Source organism: Tamlana crocina (genome assembly GCA_040429635.1).
Taxonomy (GTDB): domain Bacteria; phylum Bacteroidota; class Bacteroidia; order Flavobacteriales; family Flavobacteriaceae; genus Flavisericum; species Flavisericum crocinum.
Genome location: CP158972.1, coordinates 2,940,333 through 2,959,493, shown reverse-complemented (window position 1 = coordinate 2,959,493; position 19,161 = coordinate 2,940,333). Strand labels below are relative to the sequence as shown.

The following is a 19,161-nucleotide window of genomic DNA, read 5'->3' as shown; positions in this document are numbered from 1 at the left end:
ATTAATTGAAAAGATTAATAGACTACATAAATAGCAAGGTTTTAGTGCAGATGGCTTCATTGCAAATAGTTTCTGTAATCACTAAAATAGTTGCGGGCATATTAACATCGAAAGCCATTGCTGTTTTTATTGGCCCCGTGGGCTTGGCGCTTGTTGGAAATTTGCGTGATTTTGTAAAAGCTTTTCAAACTGTTGCCACGGGTGGGTTTTACAAAGGTGCTGTAAAATATATTTCGGAATTTAAAGAGGATGCTTATAATCTAAGTAAAACGGTTTCAACTGTTTATTATACAGGGTTTGTACTTACTATAGTCGTTTCGTTTTTTTGCTATTTTAGAGCCGAATGGATAAACACCGTTATATTTCCCACGTACAATGATTACGCCTACGTCATTCAAATTTTTGCCATTGTGCTACCTTTTTACGCACTGAATCTATTCTCGTTCGCCATAATGAACGGTTTTTCCAAGTATAAAATTCTTATTGTAATAAACATTATTGGGCAGATTTTAAGTGTTTCAATCGCTTTACTTTTAATATACCAAAACCAAATTGATGGGGCACTGATTTCTGTAGTTATTGCCGAATCATTGATTTTTTTAATCACCTTAGTCGGCATCATTAATAGACGCAGTTTAGTGCCATTGATAAAGGCTAGAAATGTTAGTTTTCAGTTTTTTAAGAGTATGGGCACACATTCATTAATAGCTGTGTTTTCTGTAATTTTATTGCCGATTGTAGGTATAGCCATCCGGACTTACATTATCGACAATGTGGGGTTTAAGGACGCTGGTTTTTGGGAAGCCATGACCCGGATTTCCAAATACTATTTAATGTTTATTAGTTCGTTAATCGCGTTATATCTACTTCCTAGATTTGCTGAAATTGATAGCACCAAGGAATTTAAAAAAGAGGTGTTTAGTTTTTATAAAACCATTATTCCGGTATTAGCGGTAGGTCTGTTGGTTATATATCTTTTAAAGCATTACATTGTATTGGCTGTTTTTACGGACGAATTTCAACCTGTGGAGGATTTGTTTTTATGGCAGTTGCTGGGCGATTTTGTTAAGGTGCTCTCCATTGTAATTGCCTATCAGTTTTTGGCCAAGAAAATGTTTTGGCATTATGTATTGACCGAGGCGTTTTTAGTGATCATTCTTTATACCACCAGTGTATATTTTATCAACTCAGTAGGAGGAGCCAAAGGCGCAGTAATAGGCCACTTTGTGAGTTATTTGATGTATTTTGGTATTATATTGCTCATTTTTGGTAGTTCGCTTTTTGGGGTTGATGCAGATAAGAACTTTGAGAAATAAGTTTTATTGTTTTTGTAGAAAAACAGGATAAAATGGAAGAATATACCGTAGTCAAATATTCGTCGTTATACCGTAAAGCATGGAATGATTTTTTGTTGAATTCCAAAAATGCTACATTTTTGTTCCATCGAGATTTTATGGAATACCATGCTGATAGATTTGAAGATTTTTCGTTGATGATTTTCAAAAAAGGGAAACTGGTCACTTTGTTTCCGGCCAATAAATCCGGGGATAAAATATATTCACATCAAGGGTTGAGTTACGGCGGGGTACTTTTAAAAGATGAAACTAAGTTAAGAGAGGTTTTAAACATATTCTATACGCTTTTAGAGTTTTTGGATAAGAAGCATTTTAAGGTTTTAGAAGTAAAAATGTTACCATCATTTTATACGCTATTACCAAACCAAGAGTTAAACTATTTAATGTTTGTCCTGAATGCCCACTTGGTAAAAAGTGAAACACTATCTGTAATCAATCAAAAAAATCCCGTACCGATTTCAAAAAACAGGTTGGAGGGATGCAAACGAGGCCTGAAAAACGGATTGGAGGTTATTGAGGAAACTGATTTTAAATCATTTTGGAATGAAATATTGATTCCGAATTTAAAGAAAAAGCATCAAACGGCGCCCGTCCACACAATAGACGAAATAAACTACCTCAAACAGAAATTCCCCGAAAACATCAAACAATTCAATGTGTACCACAACCAAAAAATTGTTGCGGGCACCACTATGTTTTTAACCGAAAATGTGGCGCATTGCCAATATATTTCGGGCAATGCAGATAAAAATCAACTTGGCAGTTTAGATTTTCTTTTTCAACATTTAATAAAAAACGTTTTCGTTGAAAAGGCTTATTTCGATTTTGGTTCTTCCAACGAAAATGATGGAAAAAACATTAACACCGGCTTGCAGTTTTGGAAGGAAGGTTTTGGTGCCAGAACCATTGTGCAGGAATTTTATAGAATCAATATTGGTAAATATCATGCGCTAAAATCGGTAATGTTATGATTAAGTTTTTGGACCTTAAAAAAATAAACTCAAAATTTGATGAGGAGTTTAAAACCGTACTCGATGGGTTTTTAAGCTCAGGTAATTACATATTGAGTGAACAGGTTACGAAATTCGAATCAAATTTTTCGGAGTATTGTGGCAGTAAATATGCCATTGGTGTAGGCAATGGGCTGGATGCGATAACCTTAATCTTTAGGGCTTATATAGAAATGGGTAAGCTAAAGTGTGGCGATGAAGTTATTGTGCCTGCCAATACGTTTATAGCCTCTGTAATAGGGGTGTTGAATGCCAAATTAGTTCCCGTTTTGGTAGAGCCTAGATTAGAAACATATAACATTAATCCCGGATTAATCGAACAGCATATAACCGATAAAACAAAAGCCATTTTGCCCGTTCATTTATACGGACAATTATGTAAAATGGATGAAATTAATAGCATTGCCCAAAAACATAATTTGTTGGTGGTTGAAGATGCCGCCCAAGCCCATGGGGTAAGCTACAAGAATATAACTGAAAATAATAATCCAAAAGCTTATAGTTTTTATCCAGGCAAGAATTTAGGAGGACTCGGGGACGGCGGTATGGTTGTAACCAATGATTCAAATTTGGCCGATACCATAAAAAAGCTTAGAAATTACGGCTCGGCCATAAAGTACGAAAACCAATATATTGGTGTGAATTCTAGACTAGACGAAATTCAAGCAGCATTTTTAAATATAAAATTGCCGTTTTTAGATCGGGAAAACGGGGCACGGCGACAAATAGCCAAGCGGTATTTGTCTGAAATCAAAAACAAAAAAATCATATTGCCGTATTGGGATGGTAGCAGTAACCATGTATTCCATTTGTTTGTTGTCCGTACGGAAAATAGAGGTGCATTAAAAAAGCATCTTGAGAAAGCGAATATTGAAGCTTTGATTCATTACCCCATTCCGCCGCATAAACAGCAAGCTTTGGAGGAGTGGAAGTCTTTATCATTGCCCATTACCGAAAAAATACATCGGGAAGTATTGAGTTTACCTATTAACAGTACATTGACAGATGACGAGGTATCGGAAATTATTAGTGCCGTTAACGCTTTTTGAATACTATGCGATTTCCAAAATTCATATCGAATAATTTGGTGCTGAAAATAACCTCCTTAAATTCGGTGGTTATTTTGGCCAAATTGGCTATTTCGGTGTTTGTTCAGCGTATTTTGGCCATTATGGTAGGTGAAGCCGGTATCGCAAAAATAGGTCAGTTGCGCAACATTATGGATATGCTGGCCAGTTTTTCAACATTAGGCACTTTTAGTGGCATTATAAAGTACGTGTCCGAATCCAAGGATGATGAAAAAGCATTGGAAAAATTATTTTCAACAACATTTGTTTTTGCTGTTTTGGCATCATTTGTTTCCATGGTAGTGCTTTTTTTTGGGGCGTCTTTCTTTTCAGAAAAATTATTCAGTACAAACGGGTATGCCGGTGTGATAAAAATAGTGGCCGTTTTAGTACCTTTTATGGCGCTATACCGTATTTGTGCCGGTGTTGTAAATGGGTTGATGGCCTATAAGGTTTACGCCATTTCGGAATTGCTGGCTTATATTTTATCAAGTATTATATTGGTAGTTGCTTTATTCAATTACAGTTTAAATGGCGTGTTGGTTGCTATAGCTGTTGGTCCTGTTTTTTACTTAATCGTATTGTTATGCGTTTATGGGAGGGCGATAAAACGAATGGTTAAATTCAACCCTTTTCCGTTAAAGGTACCTTTTTATAAGTCGTTATTGGGGTTTTCGGTTATGTCTATTTCTGGGCATGTTCTTTTTAATTATGTAGAAATCGATTTACGGAACATCATCATACAAAAGCTTAATGTTGATGAGGCAGGGTATTGGACGGCCATGACTAACCTGTCTAAAAACTATATGATATTCGCATCAAGTATTTTTTCAATATATGTGCTGCCTAAGTTTGCAGGCTTGAAAACAGCCGTAGATTTTAAGAACGAAGTGCTAAATATTTACAAAACGTTGCTGCCGTTGTTCGCTGTTGGATTGGTGTTGGTTTTTGTTTTCAGAAATACAATTGTCGATTTGGTTTATCCTGGGTTTAGCGGTATTGAGCCTTTGTTTAAATGGCAACTGTTGGCCGATTTTGTGCGCTTGGCTTCTATGGTTGTGGCATTTCAGTTTTTAGCAAAAAAAATGGTAGCCGCCTTTGTGTTTACCGAGTTGTTTTCTGTGCTTACTTTCTATGCCTTGGCCTGCTATTTAATAGATACCTATGGTACAGAGGGGGTTGTTATTGCTAATTTTATCAGGTACATTCTGTATTTTGTTGTGGTAATTACCATTCTGGTTATAGGTTTTAAACGAAGGGGAAAAAATAAGTCATAACTATGTCGTTTTTGGTTTCAGTTATCATACCTGTTTACAATGGAGAAAAATATCTTCCAGGAACTTTGGAATCCGTTAAAAAGCAAACGTATTCAAACATTGAAGTGTTGTTGATAGATGACTCATCCACAGATTCAAGCCTTTCTATTTTGAATGCATTTGCTGCAAACGATAATCGGTTTAAGGTGTTTAAAAAAGAGCGAGGCGGGATGGTGCCCAAAACCATGAATTTTATAAAACCACACATCAAAGGAGATTGTTTTTATTATGCATCGCAGGATGATATTTTTTCGGAAGACCTCATAAAAAATATGGTTGAAAAACAAATACAAACCCAAGCAGATACTGTTTTGCCCGACATGGAGTTTTACCACGAAAATAATCCTGAAAACAAAACAATTGTTGGTCTAAATGGAAATCGCAATATTGATCTGACGGGAAAAGAAGCGTTGATTGCGTCGCTTGATTGGACCATACATGGTTTTGCGTTGTTTAAAACGGAGCTGTTGGAAGCCGAGCACTTTCCCGAAGATGCCTTTGATTCCGATGAGTATATCACCAGAAAACTATTTTTAAAAAGTAACAAAGTCGTTTTTAGTGAGGGTTGTTTTTTTTATAGGCAGGACAACAAAAATGCCATAACAAAAACCTTTTCGGCAAAAAACATTTACACATTAAATACAGGAAAAAGGCTCTACGATTTACTGGTTGAAGGCGATATTTCCAAAAAGTATATTTTTAAGGCACAACAGGCTTTACTGGGTAATCATTTTAGATTTTCGGCGATTCATTCATTTTTTAATTTCAAATCAAATATAGAAAAGGAAAAAACAGGAGACTTTTTAATCGATTTTAAAAAAAATGTGTTCACCAATGCATTTGTATTCCAGAATATAAATTATGCAATAACAAGGTTTAAATTAAAGTACATGATTTTATCCGTGGTTTACAGCCTACCGTTTTTGTTTGATTTGGTAAAATGTGGCTATTCCAAGTATATCAAAATAAAATGGAAAAGAAAACTCAACATTTCCTATTAAAATGATTAATTGGCGGTTTTTATTGAAGGATAAAAATGATACATTTGTTTTGAAGGTTTCCAATAAATAATTAATGCGAGAGGGACTTGAAATTGATAATGACTCCTAAACTAATACAAATACCAAAGATAGAAGACCGAAGGGGCAACCTTTCTGTAATTGAAAAAGAAACCGTTCCTTTTGAAGTCAAACGCGTGTATTATCTGTATGATGTGCCAGCCGGGGCCGAGCGGGGTGGACATGCCCACAAAAATTTGAAACAGTTTTTGGTTGCACTTTCCGGAAGTTTCGATGTTTTTTTGCATGACGGGAAACAGGAATCTAAAATCACATTAAACAAGCCCTATGAGGGGTTGCTTATTCCAACAGGGGTTTGGAGGGAAATTAAAAATTTTTCGTCGGGAGCGGTGTGTTTGGTTTTGGCTTCTGAAGTTTTTGAAGAAGGTGATTATATCAGGGAATTTGATGATTTTTTAAAGTCGAAGAACATTCGTGTTTAATAGAAACGGTCTCGCTAAATTTTCCTGAATCTGTTGGCCACTGTTCTAAACAGTTTGAATTGGCTGCATAAATAATATCCTAAATACCTCGCGTTAAAAGGTTTTTTTAGTTTAAAGAACATTTGTTTGCCCAAAATGCCTTGTCCGAATTTCCCAGCTAAATATAGCATCCCTTCGTAGTATCCTTTCTTGTGGCCGTTTAAAATAGATGGCGGTAAATTATATTTTTCACTGAAGTGGGTGGCCAATTCAAGCAATTGGTCTTTAAATAGTACCTGTTGGTTAAAGTTTTTTATATGAGTAGAGGATTCGCCATGCGTTCTGTAAATATGTAACGATTCATTGATTCTGCAAAAATCGGTATTCATAGCGAGATCAACCAAAATAGGGTAATCTTCAAATGCAATTTTGTTTTTAATGTAAGTGTCAAAATCAACAAAATCATAAAGTGCTTGCCTTTTGTAGCAAGTGCCAGCAGGCGTTATTTGCCCCAAAAGCAATAAGTTTTTGTATGCTTCTTTAGGGCAGTTTATTTGGGTTTGGTTGGCAAAACCCATTGTTTTTTTTGTCTTCTCAAAATAGATGTCGTAGCCACTATCAACAAACCCCAGACTGCTGTCTTTTTCAAAAGCATCCACCATTTTTTGTAGCGAATAGGGGTGCTTTAATAAATCGTCTCCAGCTATGTCAAAGATGTATTTCCCTTTACATCGATCTAAAGTTGCCTTAAAGTTTTTAAGTATACCGAGTTGCGATTCGTTACGTTTGTATTGAATAAGATTGGGGTGTACTTTTGAAAATTGGGTTAATATACTAGGCGTATTATCTGATGAATTGTCGTCGCCAATCACAATCTCAAAACTAAAAGATGTTTTTTGCATCAAAATAGAGTGAATCGTGGCCTCGATATATTTCTCACTATTATAGGTGAGTACGTGTACCGAAAGTAGAGGCTGAGAATCCATTCACTTACTAAAGATAAGGTTAAAAGGGGAGTTTAGACACCCAAATATAAACCCTTTTACTGTAATAGAACGCCCAGATAGGTAGATAATATTTTATTTTCTGAACAAAATTTAAGTTACTTATGTTTACCTTTTTCTTGTAAAACAAGGCTTTTTCTTTATTTCTTTCCGCTTTATATAGTACCATTAAAAGATAGTGGATCCTGTTAAGGTATTTTTTTAGCCCCGGTCGATTATTGTTTTTTAAATAGATTTCGTAATCCGGAATGATGCGCTTAAAGTTTTTGTTGGGTGCCGTTAATTGACTATCTGTTCCAAACCTGTAAAACGCTTTGTAGTTGTTTATGTAAACTAAAGGGTATTTAGCAAAACATCTTATAAAAAAGTCGTATTCTTCACCGTAGTTTACGGTTTCATTGAAAAAACCAATGTTGTTAAAGATGTTTTTATTGGCTACAAAAGAACTAAAACCGACAAGGAATTTTGAATGCGTATCAAAATCAGATATGATGATTTCCTCTATTGGTTCGTTTGATTTTGCTAAAGATATGTCTTTAACGTTCCGAAAAGGTTTTTCTTTTGAAGTAAAAACATTGTTATTAGGATGTTTGTTTATAACATTGAAAGATGTCTCCAAAAAATCTTCGGCCCAAAGGTCGTCAGCATCCAAAAACGCAACGTATTGTGCCTTGGCCTTTTTTATCCCGAAATTTCTGGTGAATGATAAACCATGATTTTTATTGCTGTAAACTGTGATTTTTTCATTTTGAAAAGCCTCAACTATAGACAAGCTTTTATCGGTAGAACCGTCGTTTACAACAATAATCTCAAAATCCTGAAAAGTTTGGGCAAGCACACTATTTAAAGTCTCTTTTATGTACTTTTCCTTGTTGTATAACGGTATGACTACGGAAAAAAACGGCATTATTTTTTTAAATTAATATAGCAAAAATAGGTAAGCCTGAATGCATCAAATAAAAATAGTGATGCATAATTAGAAGTAAGCTGATAATTATAAATAGGTTTTAAAATTTTATACGTTAGTGATAAAGGATAATTGAGTTTTAGTTTTTTTATCTTAGAATATATAGAAAGAAAAGTAACAAAATCTGGGTCAACCAAATTGTTGTTATAAATATATTTTAGGTTTTGAATAGATTTGTGCATTTTTTTATAGAAGACAGAATTTAGATCTATGTCACCATGTAAAACAGGGTTGTCAATATGTTTTACTTTGGCTTTAAGCTTACTAAGTTGAAATGAAAATAATGTGTCCTCATGTCCATAATCAGTTATGTCCTTGTTAAAGCCTATTTTGTTAAATATATCCTTTTTAATCAAAGTATTATTAAATAAAGTGCATTTATAAGGGTGTATTTCTCTTTTGCGGGCAATTTTGTCTTCTCTGTAAACCCCATATTTCCACCTTAAAATTTGGTTTTTGTTTTGAATACTAGGGTGTACCCTGCCTCCATAAACAACATCAAATGCTCCATTTGCGAAAATGGAATATTTATTCAAAAAATTATTGTCCGCTATAACAGAGTCGCCATCAATGAATAGCAGGTATTCGTATTTTGATTTTTCGACAAGAGAATTCCTGTTAGAACTCAGGCCTAAATTTGCCTTTGATGCTATAAACTTACAGTTTTTTAAATTATTTATTTTTTCGTTTTTAATATTGGTTTCAGACAATGAACCGTCGTCAATACAGATTAATTCAAAAGGGAAGCCCAATTCGATAAATTGTTTTTCAAGGCTTTTAGCCAGAGGGAAAACATTGTAGTTGTAGGTTGGAATTAATATGGATATCATTAATTTTTTGATTGTTTCCAAAAATACGTTTTCTTTGATAATTAAAATATTATAAAAAGAAAAGTTAAAGGTTTTGTATGATTGATAGGATGCAAATTGTGGAGTTGATTTTAAAAAGACTGGAAAATGAGAGGCACAGTTTGAAGATTATGTATAATCAGACTAAAAATAACATAGGTTACTTTTATGTTGATGATTTGTTGCCAGAAACAATAGCTTTTGAGTGTTTTAAAGTCTTTCCTAAACCAGGAGAAATGCGATGCTTAAAAAGCATAAGGGAATACAAGTATGTGTCTGCACAAATGGATAAACATAATGATTTGTTAGAAAAAGTAATTTATGCATTTCAGGATAAAAGGGTAGTTGAATTAATAGGCGAAGTATGTGATATAGAATCTGTTTATCCCGATGATTCACTCTATGCAGGAGGTCTTTCACTGATGAATAAAGACAATTTTTTACATCCTCATCTGGATAATTCACATGATGCAGATAGAAACTGCTGGCGGTCACTTAACTTGCTTTATTATGTTACGCCATATTGGGAAGAATCTTATGGCGGAAATCTTGAGCTTTGGCCTGAAGGGCCAAGTAAATCGCCCACGGTAATAGAAAGTAAATTTAACAGACTTGTAATTATGGCAACTCACGATTTGTCATGGCATTCGGTCAATAAAGTGGTTGTGGATAAACCGAGATGTTGTATTTCCAACTATTATTTTAGTGATAATCCACTGAGAGAAAATGATAAGTTTCATGTTACAAAATTTAGAGGTAGGCCTGAAGATACCTTTACAAATATAATTTTGGATGTAGATGCGAATATAAGAATGTTGATTAGAAAAATATTTAAAAAAGGCATCCGGAAGAACCCTCATATTTATAGAAAGGAAACGGATTTAGATAAGTATTAAAGTTTAACATGAGTCAATTAAGATTTTAATTTCGTAGCAATTAAAATCGTTTCAGGCGGAATAAAACCATTATAAAAATCATTATTAGTCTTTTCAAAAGTTTTAATTTCAATACTAAAACCGGCCTTTTCCAATCTTGATTTTAATCCTTTTACAGAATATATCCGAACATGGTCGTTTTGCCCAAAATGTTCCGCTCTGGCTTCGGGTGTTTTTATGGTGTTGTCTTCATAAATATCGCCATCTTTAAAAGGGGTTTGTATATAAATGGATCCGTTTGGCTTTAAAACTCGGAAAAGTTCTTTCATGGCCAAACGGTCTTTTTCAATATGCTCTAAAATATGGTAGCAAATGATAACGTCAAATTGGTCATCGGGTTGGTCGATGTTGGTGATATCAAATTTGTAGTTGGCTAAAAATTCATTTTCGAAATCGGTACTGTGATAATTAATGTTGGAATCTTTTTTTAGCGTTCTGTACAAGCTTCTCGAAGGTGAAAAATGAAGCCAATTCCCCGTTTTGTCTTGCTGACTTAACAGGTGCCAAAGTCTTCGGTTTCTTGATAAACTACCGCACGACGGACATATTAAATCGCTGTGGTTTAAATTGATAAACCGACTTAATTTTTGAGAACAAATATTACATTGGTGCTTGTTGCCCGAATAAAATAGACTGTGGATTTTACGAAAAAACAGTTCGTTTTTGAATAAGAATGTTTTAGGAATGCAAGCTTTTAAGGCTTTTTTTATTGAGCTGTACATAATTTAAGCCTTACGTTGCACTACCTCATAAATCTGGTTGTCGTCGCACTTTAGGGTTTTGCTCGGATATTTTAAAAGTAGGGCATAATCATGGGTGGCCATAAGGATGGTATTGCCGTTTTTGTTTATTTCCTGGAGCACTTCCATCACTTCTACACTGGTTTGGGGGTCTAGGTTTCCGGTGGGCTCGTCGGCTAAAATCAGTTCAGGGTCATTAAGCAGGGCTCTTGCAATGGCTACACGTTGCTGCTCCCCACCAGAAAGCTCGTGCGGAAATTTGAATCCTTTGGTTTTCATGCCCACTTTGGTGAGGACTTCCTCAATACGGGTATTCATTTTTTCTTTGTCTTTCCAACCCGTAGCTTTCAAAACAAATAATAAATTGTCGTTTATGGTTCGGTCGGTGAGTAATTTAAAATCCTGAAAAACCACGCCTAATTTCCGTCTTAAATACGGGATTTCTTTTTCCTTTAAACCATTCAGTTTAAAATCAACAATATGGCCTTCGCCTTCGGTTAATGGCAAATCACCGTAGAGGGTTTTCATAAAGCTGCTTTTTCCGGTGCCGGTCTTTCCAATTAAATACACAAAATCCCCTTTGTTAACTTCAACATTCACATTGGAAAGCACTAAACTGTCACCTTGATAAATAGAAGCGTCTTTTAATTGTAAAATCGGGTTTGGCATAAAGTAAGCTAGTTTTTCGTGTGGCGTAAAAATATCACTAAAATGTTAAACCTTAAAGCTAACGCCCAAAAGTTTGGTTTATTTCTTGTTTTATGCAGAATATTTATTCCTGTTATAATTATGGCACGATTATTTCGTTATAGAGATGATATTGATTTATCTTTGGTTCAACCTAAAAACAAACCCTTAATGACTAAAAAAAGCATCCTATCGTGCTTAGCGATATTGAGTTTTAGTTTTCATGTTATAGCGCAGCAATCGGCCGTTTACACTAGTAATTTGGTCGAATACCAAAAGGCTCTGTCGCTTTACAACAATCAGCAATATCAAGCCGCACAAACCTTGTTTAAGGACGTAAAGCAAACTACAAAGGAACACACTTTGGAATCCGATTGCGCCTATTACATCGCCAATTGTGCGGTGCGATTAAACCAACAAAATGCCGACCAATTGGTGGAAGATTTTGTAGAAGAATACCCAACCAGCACCAAAAAAAATACTGCTTATGTTGATGTGGCCGATTATTATTTTGCCAACGGAAAATACGCTTATGCCAGAAAATGGTACGATAAAGTTGATGAAAGTGGATTGGCACGAAAGGAAAAGGAAAAATTCTATTTCAATAACGGTTATACCGCATTTACGACCAAGCAATATAAGGAAGCGAAGAAGTATTTAAGCAGGGTGGAAAGCTCGCAGGAGTACGGTTCGCAGGCCAAATATTACATCGGTTATATGGCTTATGAAGGCGACGATTATGATCAGGCCAACACCTATTTCGATCAAGTGGGGAACCAAGAGCGTTACAAAGAAAAACTGTCGTACTACCAGGCCGATTTAAATTTCAAACTCGGCAATTTTGAAAAAGCCATTCAACTCGCTAAAGAACAATTGAGTAAAAGTGATGCCAATGAGATGTCCGAACTTTCAAAAATAATTGGAGAGAGCTACTTCAACTTAGAGCAATATGCAGAAGCCATTCCTTATTTAAAGGCATACAAAGGAAAAAAGGGGCCACGCGACCGAACCGGAAAATGGAGCAACACCGATTACTACCAATTGGGTTACGCCTATTACAAACAAAAAGATTACGAAAAGGCCATTTCAGAATTCAATAAAATTATAGGGGGAACCAACAGCATTGCGCAAAATGCCTACTACCACTTGGGCGAAAGTTATGTGCATTTAGGTAAAAAGCAAGAGGCTTTAAATGCCTTTAGAAATGCCTCTCAAATGGATTTCGATTTAAAAATCCAGGAAGATGCTTGGCTCAACTATGCCAAAATAAGCTACGAAATTGGTAACCCCTATCAACCAGCGCCACAGGTTTTAGCGGGCTATTTGGAAAAATATCCTAATACGGCTTATAAAGAAGAAGTAGAAACTTTATTGATTGATTCGTATATCACTTCAAAAAACTACAAAGAAGCATTAGAATTGCTGAAAGGCAAAAGAAGTTTTGAAAACAAAGTCGCCTACCAAAAAGTGGCGTTTTACAGAGGATTGGAACTTTATAATGAAGGCCAATTTATAGAAGCGGAAAGGCTTTTTGACGAATCGTTGAGCGAACAGCAAGATGCCGTTTATACGTCGAGGACTACATTTTGGAAGGCTGAAACAGATTATAACCTTGGTGACTTTGATGAGGCTTTAATTGGGTTTAAACAGTTCAAGCAACAAGGTGAATCCACCACAGTACCAGAATTCAAAAATGTAGATTATAACTTGGCCTACACTTATTTCAAATTAAAAAACTACGGAAAGGCTATCGACCATTTTAAGCAATATATCGCTGCCCGAAACGGTGATAAGGTGAGATTGAACGATGCCTATTTGCGTTTGGGCGATACTTATTTTGTGTCGAGCGAATACCAAAATGCGGTTTCAGCCTATCAGGATGCCATACAACTTAATGAAATCGATACCGATTATCCGGCGTTCCAAAAGGCTATTAGCGTGGGGTATGCAGGGCAATCGTCAAAAAAAATACAGGAATTGGAGCAGTTCGTTTCAAAGTATCCCAATTCAAAATTACGCGACGATGCTTTGTACGAATTGGGCAATTCCTACGTAAAAGCCAACAACACCCAAAAAGCAATGCGCGCTTACAACCAATTGGCTAGCGAGTACCGTATGAGTTCGTTTGTGCCGAAAGCCTTGTTGCGCCAAGGGCTGGTGTATTATAATGGCGGACAGAACGAACAGGCTTTAACCAAATTCAAAAAGGTGGTGGGCGATTATGCCGGTTCGCCGGAAGCCGAGCAAGCCGTTTCAACTGCAAGATTAATTTACATCGATTTGGGCCGGGTGGACGATTATGCCGCTTGGGTAAAAACCTTGGATTATGTAGAGGTAACCGATAAAGATTTGGACGATGCCACTTACGAGGCTGCTGAAAAACAGTATTTGGATAACAATACCGATAAGGCTATTTCTCAGTTTAATGGGTATTTAAACCAATTTCCCAATGGGCTGCACGCCCAAAACGCTCATTTTTACGTGGCTCAATTGTACTACAAAAAAGGTTTGGTTGAAAACGCCGCGCCGCATTACCAATATATTGTTGAGGCACCGCAAAGCGAATACACCGAAGAAGCCTTAACCCGATTGAGTCAATTTCATTTAGAGAAGAAAAGTTGGAACAAAGCCATGCCGCTGTTGCAACGATTGGAGCAAGAGGCTAATTTTCCGCAGAATGTCACCTTTGCACAATCGAACATGATGAAAGCACATTACCAATTGGAAAATTATTCGCAAGCGGTAACGTATGCCGAAAAAGTATTGAGCAGTTCAACAATCGACAATAAAATAAAGGCCGATGCCCATATAATTATTGCGCGTTCGGCCATGAAAACGGGTAACGAAAGTAAAGCCAAATCGGCTTACGCACAAGTTGAAAAAGTAGCCACAGGCGAAACCGCTGCCGAAGCCCTGTATTTTAATGCTTACTTTAAAAATAAGGAGGGCAGTTATGAAGCCTCAAATAACACGGTACAAAAACTCGCCAAAGATTTTTCAGGTTACAAATATTACAGCGCCAAAGGCTTGGTGTTGATGGCCAAGAATTTTTATGCGCTCAACGATGCGTTTCAGGCTACATACATTTTAGAAAGTGTGATTCAGAATTTTTCCGAGTTCGACGACGTAGTCAGCGAGGCCAAAGCCGAGTTGGGTAAAATTAAAACTGAAGAAGCCAAAACCAATTCATCCGTTCAACCCCAAGATTAATTTTCGAAGTTAAAAGTTGAATTTTGAAATTAAATAAACAAAACATGCAAAAGCAAACCCAATATATCATCACCGCTATTTTTTTACTGAATGCAGTTGTCGCATTTTCACAAAGGAAATCAACCGACACCTTAGATACCGGAGTTATCGATGTGGTTAAACCCTATACGCCCAGTATTTCGGATGCCTTTAAGGTGAAGGAAGCGCCGTCGTTAGACGATGAAACCACCGAAACCAAAAAAGAAGTGAAGTACAATATTTTTTCCTTTCCGGTAGCCTCAACGTTCACCCCAGCCAAGGGAAAAGCCGCTGTGGTAGAAAAAGCCAAACCCATTAAATTGTTCGATAATTACGCTACTTTGGGCATGGGTAGCTACACCACTATTTTGGGCGAGGTATATTTAAACCATGCCATAAGCCGAAACGAAACCGTGGGCGGCTATGTAAGTCACCACTCGTCTGGTGGCGATATTGAAGGCGTTCAGTTTGATGATAATTTCTCCAACTCCAAACTCAACGTGAACTACTCCAGCCAAATGCGCGATTTGTCGTGGAATGCCGAAGTAGGGGCGCAGCACCAAATGTACAATTGGTATGGGGTGCCACAGTCGCAAATCGCACAAGCGCAGGCCAATAATATTGATGTGGGCCACTCGTTTTTCGATGTGCATTTGGGGGGCGACGTGTCTTTTGAAGACACTTATATCAACTCCGGAAGTTTTCTTTTTAGACGTTTTAGCGATAATCGAGGTTCGGGTGAAAACCGATTGGTGTTAAAAGGAAAAGTTGATGTGCCGATTAATTACGAAGAGATTTCAACCGAATTGAAAATCGATTACTTGGGTGGTGAGTTCGACAGAAGCTATACGGTAGACGCGCCTTTGGAATACGGGAATTTCACCATCAACCTGGCGCCCACCTATCAACTGAAGCAAGACGATTTAACTCTTAATTTAGGGGTGTCTTTGGCTTATTTAAACGACAGGCCGTCCGGCGAAAGCAAATTTTACGTGTACCCCAACATTACCGCTTCGTACCGTTTGGTGAACGATGTGTTGATTGCTTATGGGGGCATTCAGGGCGATTTAATCCAAAACTCATATCAGGGGTTCGCCAATGAAAATCCGTTTGTATCGCCTACTTTATTCATTATGCCAACCGATCAGCTTTACAATGCATATGTAGGGTTAAAAGGGAAATTATCGAGTAATATGAGTTATAATTTCAGCGGAAAATACATTTCCGATAGGAACAAAGCACTGTACAGAACGAATGAAATTAAAGATGGTGTTTCGGCTGAAAATGACTATGACTTCGGAAACGCTTTCGGCATCGTTTACGATAATGTGGACACTTTTGGGGTTTCGGGTGAAATAAATGCCGATGTAAACCGAAATTTCAAATTAGGATTAAAGGCTGAATATTTTGCCTATGATACCGATGGCGAACCCGAAGCTTGGAATTTGCCCGATTTTAAAGGGTCGTTATTTGTCGATTACCAAATTGACGACAGTTGGTTTGCCGGGGCTAATTTGTTTTACATAGGCGAGCGCAAGGATATTTTGGAAACGGAAGGTTCGTTAACGCCAACCACCGCAGAGATAACAGTTTTAGACAGTTATTTTGACGCCAATGCACATGTGGGTTACCACATCAACGAGCAGTTTTCCATTTTTGGAAAAGTGAACAACATTGCCGACAAAGCCTATCAAAAGTGGCAAAATTTTCCGGTGCAGAGCATTCAGTTTTTAGCGGGGGCTACTTATAAGTTTGATTTTTAAATTCCCGCGCAGGCGGGAATCTCATCATCCTAAACCAATATGCAGAGCGTGGTTATGGTTGCTGAGCGAAGTCGACGAAGTATCGTTTCAGAGTCTCATAATTTGTCATTCCTGCGTAGGCGGGAATCTATTTTGTAAACGTTTTGATTTATGAGATTCCTGCCTACGCAGGAATTAATCTCGCTAAATAATCAAAATGTTCCCCTTCGGCAACCAATTCACAGTTCAACCCAACCGTTTTGCAGGCTAATTTTAAGGTCTCAAAATCGAGGTACAGCCATTTCATTGGGGTTTCCTTTTCGCCCTTGTAGCTCAAAAAATAATCGAGTTCGCCGTAGTAATTGGCATTCATGTCCATCCAATAGCCGCCATCCTCGTCTTCGTACATGTATTTGATGTCGGACGAATCGATTAAAATTTGTCCGCCGCTGTTTAGCAAACTTTTCAAATGCTTCAAGTATTTGGAAACTTGGGTGACTTCCTGAAAAATACCCGTGCCGTTCATCAATAGTAAAATGGTGTCGAAAGTTTCGGTTTCATCTAAAACGGAAAGGGTTTCAGTGTTTAAAACACCACGGTTTTTGGATACTTCAATGGCGCCTTCAGATATATCGATGGCTTTAACGTTAAAGACTTTTTCCTGTAAATACAGACTGTGACTTCCAGCACCGCAGCCCACATCCAACACCTTGCCTTTACAAAGTTTCAGGGCTTTTTGTTCCAAAGGAGGCATTTCAGAATAACTGCGGAACAAATAGGGGAGGGGCAGTTCGTCGTCGTCAGAAATGCTTGTGGAAGTGATGATGTCTTCAGTATAGTTTCCGTTATGGTAATCGAGCAGGGCTTTTCCGAAAAGGTCTTTCATAAAGCAAGAGTCTTTTTTCATTTCCGCGCAGGCGGAAATCTGTCTGTTTATATTTTGAAATTTAAAAGATTACTTCAGGCATAACTTCCTTCGTAATGACGAAAAACAGTATTTTTGCGCCATGCAAGACTTCATAAATAACCTTCCAAAGCTGGCCAAAGATAAGCATAACGAAAACAAAAAATTCTTTGCAAAGCTAAAAAAGAAACCGCCCAAGAATTTGGATTATGTGATGCAGGATTTGCACGACGACGAATTTGAGCGTACCGATTGTTTGGAGTGTGCCAACTGCTGTAAAACTACGGGGCCTTTATTTACCGATAAGGATATTGATCGCATTGCCAAACATTTTAGAATGAAGCCCCAGCAGTTTATCGAGCAGTTTTTGCGCATTGATGAGGAAAACGATTATGTGTTGCAAAGTGTGCCGTGTACGTTTTTGGGCGCCGATAATTACTGCTCCATTTATGAGGTGCGCCCTAAGGCCTGTCGGGAATTTCCGCATACCGACCGGAAAAAATTTCAGCAAATTTCAAATCTTACTTTAAAGAACGTGGCCATTTGCCCAGCAGCTTTTAACATTGTTGAGGCGATGAAGCAAAAGATAAAATAAGTATATTTAGGGATAAACTTTCACTCGTGGAAACCATCCTGAATTACTTTGAAACCATCCCGTCGCCTCACCGAGCGGCTATTATCGTCGGCGGATTGACTTTATTTTGGATCATTGAAGGCATCGTGCCATTAATTGGGTTCAAGTACAAAAAGTGGAAACATGCAGTGCCGAATATCTTTTTCACAATAACCACCATTATAGTGAATTTGCCCTTGGCCTTTCTGCTTTTAAAAGCATCTGATTGGACGGTAGCCCAAGATTTCGGGATGTTAAACTGGTTGCCTGAAATGCCGCTGTGGTTTTACGTGATTTTGGGTTTGGTATTGTTGGATGGCGTTGGCGCTTACCTGCCGCATATTATTGAGCATAAAGTAAAACCACTTTGGATGATACACTTGGTGCACCATTCCGATCATTATGTAGATACCACAACGGCCAATCGACACCATCCGTTGGAGAGTGTTATCCGCTATGTGTTTACGTTGTTGGGAGTGATAATTGTTGGTGCGCCCATTGGTTTGGTGTTGTTGTACCAATCATTGTCGGTGGTGGCTACGCAGTTTAACCATGCCAACATCAAATTGCCTAAAAAACTGGATGATGGGTTGAGTTATTTTATAGTATCGCCCGATATGCACAAAGTACACCACCACTACAAAATGCCCTACACCGATAGCAACTACGGAAATATTTTTTCGGTTTGGGATAGAATTTTCGGAACGTTTAAAAAACTGGATGCCGATAAAATTATTTACGGCGTAGACGTCTTTCCCCATGAAAAAGAAAATAGCAATATAAAAGATTTGCTAAAACAGCCTTTTCAAAAATACCGAAAACCCACGACGATGAAAGATGAGGTTTAACCCTTTTCAATATCGCTAATGTGGTGCTCTAAAGCTTTTACCGAAATTTGAATTTCTATAATCAACAAACCCAAAGAAACAATCAATAACAGTAGCGCGATGCCGAATACCCAAACGGCAGGGGTATCTTGCTGAATATAAATTAAAAACATGGTAAGTACGCAAAGTAGCAAACTGGTAATGCCAAAAATTTGCATGTAACGGGTAAGGTAAAGCCGCTGCCTAATGTTTTTAATTTGTGCAATTAACACGCGGTCGGGGTTCTTTTTGTATTTGGCGTGTAGCTCACGAATCACTGCGGCGTAGGCTAAAAAACGGTTGGTATAGGCCAGCATAATTAATGAAATGGCCGAAAATAAAAGCGCAGGTGTAGTTAGGGTTAGCTGTTCCATGATAAAAGTTTCTTCAAAAATATAG

General features: G+C 37.3%; 18 protein-coding genes. 11 read left to right on the top strand and 7 right to left on the bottom strand.

The window, feature by feature from the left end:
• Nucleotides 1-5: 5 nt before the first annotated feature.
• From ABI125_12960 to ABI125_12935, 6 genes are all read left to right on the top strand, one after another.
• A complete protein-coding gene (locus tag ABI125_12960; GenBank protein XCF05624.1) occupies nucleotides 6-1,316 on the top strand; it encodes an O-antigen translocase in 1,311 nt (436 codons plus the stop codon).
• 32 nt (nucleotides 1,317-1,348) lie between these two features.
• Complete coding sequence (locus ABI125_12955) at nucleotides 1,349-2,326, top strand: GNAT family N-acetyltransferase (protein ID XCF05623.1); 978 nt, start codon at nucleotides 1,349-1,351, stop codon at nucleotides 2,324-2,326.
• Nucleotides 2,323-3,414: a DegT/DnrJ/EryC1/StrS family aminotransferase gene (locus ABI125_12950; protein XCF05622.1), complete on the top strand. Its 1,092-nt coding sequence runs from the start codon at nucleotides 2,323-2,325 to the stop codon at nucleotides 3,412-3,414. Before ABI125_12955 ends, ABI125_12950 begins: the two co-directional genes overlap by 4 nt.
• Nucleotides 3,415-3,419: 5 nt before the next feature.
• Entirely contained in the window at nucleotides 3,420-4,709 is a 1,290-nt protein-coding gene (locus tag ABI125_12945; protein XCF05621.1) for an O-antigen translocase, read from the top strand.
• A gap of 11 nt (nucleotides 4,710-4,720) precedes the next feature.
• Nucleotides 4,721-5,749, top strand: a complete 1,029-nt coding sequence (locus tag ABI125_12940) for a glycosyltransferase family 2 protein (GenBank protein ID XCF05620.1) — start codon at nucleotides 4,721-4,723, stop codon at nucleotides 5,747-5,749.
• Between the two features lie 98 nt (nucleotides 5,750-5,847).
• Nucleotides 5,848-6,249: an FdtA/QdtA family cupin domain-containing protein gene (locus ABI125_12935; protein XCF05619.1), complete on the top strand. Its 402-nt coding sequence runs from the start codon at nucleotides 5,848-5,850 to the stop codon at nucleotides 6,247-6,249.
• A gap of 14 nt (nucleotides 6,250-6,263) precedes the next feature.
• Here the strand turns inward: ABI125_12935 and ABI125_12930 are convergent, their stop codons facing one another.
• From ABI125_12930 to ABI125_12920, 3 genes are read right to left on the bottom strand one after another with little or no spacing between them, the layout of a single operon-like run.
• Nucleotides 6,264-7,214, bottom strand: a complete 951-nt coding sequence (locus ABI125_12930; protein ID XCF05618.1) for a glycosyltransferase family 2 protein — start codon at nucleotides 7,212-7,214, stop codon at nucleotides 6,264-6,266.
• Between the two features lie 19 nt (nucleotides 7,215-7,233).
• Complete coding sequence (locus tag ABI125_12925) at nucleotides 7,234-8,139, bottom strand: glycosyltransferase family A protein (protein ID XCF05617.1); 906 nt, start codon at nucleotides 8,137-8,139, stop codon at nucleotides 7,234-7,236.
• Nucleotides 8,139-9,050, bottom strand: a complete 912-nt coding sequence (locus ABI125_12920) for a glycosyltransferase (GenBank protein ID XCF05616.1) — start codon at nucleotides 9,048-9,050, stop codon at nucleotides 8,139-8,141. The genes ABI125_12925 and ABI125_12920 overlap by 1 nt, the downstream gene beginning before the upstream one ends.
• A 56-nt stretch (nucleotides 9,051-9,106) precedes the next feature.
• Between ABI125_12920 and ABI125_12915 the strand changes: the two genes are divergently transcribed.
• Complete coding sequence (locus ABI125_12915) at nucleotides 9,107-9,943, top strand: 2OG-Fe(II) oxygenase (GenBank protein XCF05615.1); 837 nt, start codon at nucleotides 9,107-9,109, stop codon at nucleotides 9,941-9,943.
• 17 nt (nucleotides 9,944-9,960) lie between these two features.
• On the opposite strand, the gene ABI125_12910 is transcribed toward ABI125_12915, so the two are convergent.
• The gene (locus ABI125_12910; GenBank protein XCF05614.1) at nucleotides 9,961-10,704 is read right to left on the bottom strand and encodes a class I SAM-dependent methyltransferase; all 744 of its coding nucleotides are present in this window, start codon (nucleotides 10,702-10,704) and stop codon (nucleotides 9,961-9,963) included.
• A 3-nt stretch (nucleotides 10,705-10,707) separates the two neighbouring features.
• A complete protein-coding gene (locus ABI125_12905) occupies nucleotides 10,708-11,391 on the bottom strand; it encodes an ATP-binding cassette domain-containing protein (GenBank protein ID XCF05613.1) in 684 nt (227 codons plus the stop codon).
• Nucleotides 11,392-11,580: 189 nt separating this feature from the next.
• Here ABI125_12905 and ABI125_12900 point away from each other — a divergent pair, with 189 nt between their 5' ends.
• Nucleotides 11,581-14,619, top strand: coding sequence for a tetratricopeptide repeat protein (locus ABI125_12900; protein XCF07906.1), 3,039 nt, complete (start codon nucleotides 11,581-11,583; stop codon nucleotides 14,617-14,619).
• A 23-nt stretch (nucleotides 14,620-14,642) separates the two neighbouring features.
• Nucleotides 14,643-16,400: a TonB-dependent receptor gene (locus ABI125_12895; protein ID XCF05612.1), complete on the top strand. Its 1,758-nt coding sequence runs from the start codon at nucleotides 14,643-14,645 to the stop codon at nucleotides 16,398-16,400.
• Nucleotides 16,401-16,563: 163 nt separating this feature from the next.
• On the opposite strand, the gene ABI125_12890 is transcribed toward ABI125_12895, so the two are convergent.
• A complete protein-coding gene (locus ABI125_12890) occupies nucleotides 16,564-17,265 on the bottom strand; it encodes a class I SAM-dependent methyltransferase (GenBank protein XCF05611.1) in 702 nt (233 codons plus the stop codon).
• A 121-nt stretch (nucleotides 17,266-17,386) separates the two neighbouring features.
• On the opposite strand from ABI125_12890, the gene ABI125_12885 reads away from it, so the two are divergent.
• Nucleotides 17,387-17,878 (top strand): YkgJ family cysteine cluster protein, encoded by a 492-nt coding sequence (locus ABI125_12885; GenBank protein ID XCF05610.1) that lies wholly within the window; start codon nucleotides 17,387-17,389, stop codon nucleotides 17,876-17,878.
• 26 nt (nucleotides 17,879-17,904) lie between these two features.
• Nucleotides 17,905-18,744 (top strand): sterol desaturase family protein, encoded by an 840-nt coding sequence (locus tag ABI125_12880; protein ID XCF05609.1) that lies wholly within the window; start codon nucleotides 17,905-17,907, stop codon nucleotides 18,742-18,744.
• On the opposite strand, the gene ABI125_12875 is transcribed toward ABI125_12880, so the two are convergent.
• On the bottom strand, nucleotides 18,741-19,136 hold the full coding sequence (locus ABI125_12875) for a DUF2721 domain-containing protein (protein ID XCF05608.1): 396 nt from the start codon (nucleotides 19,134-19,136) through the stop codon (nucleotides 18,741-18,743). The genes ABI125_12880 and ABI125_12875 overlap by 4 nt on opposite strands.
• Nucleotides 19,137-19,161 lie beyond the last annotated feature (25 nt).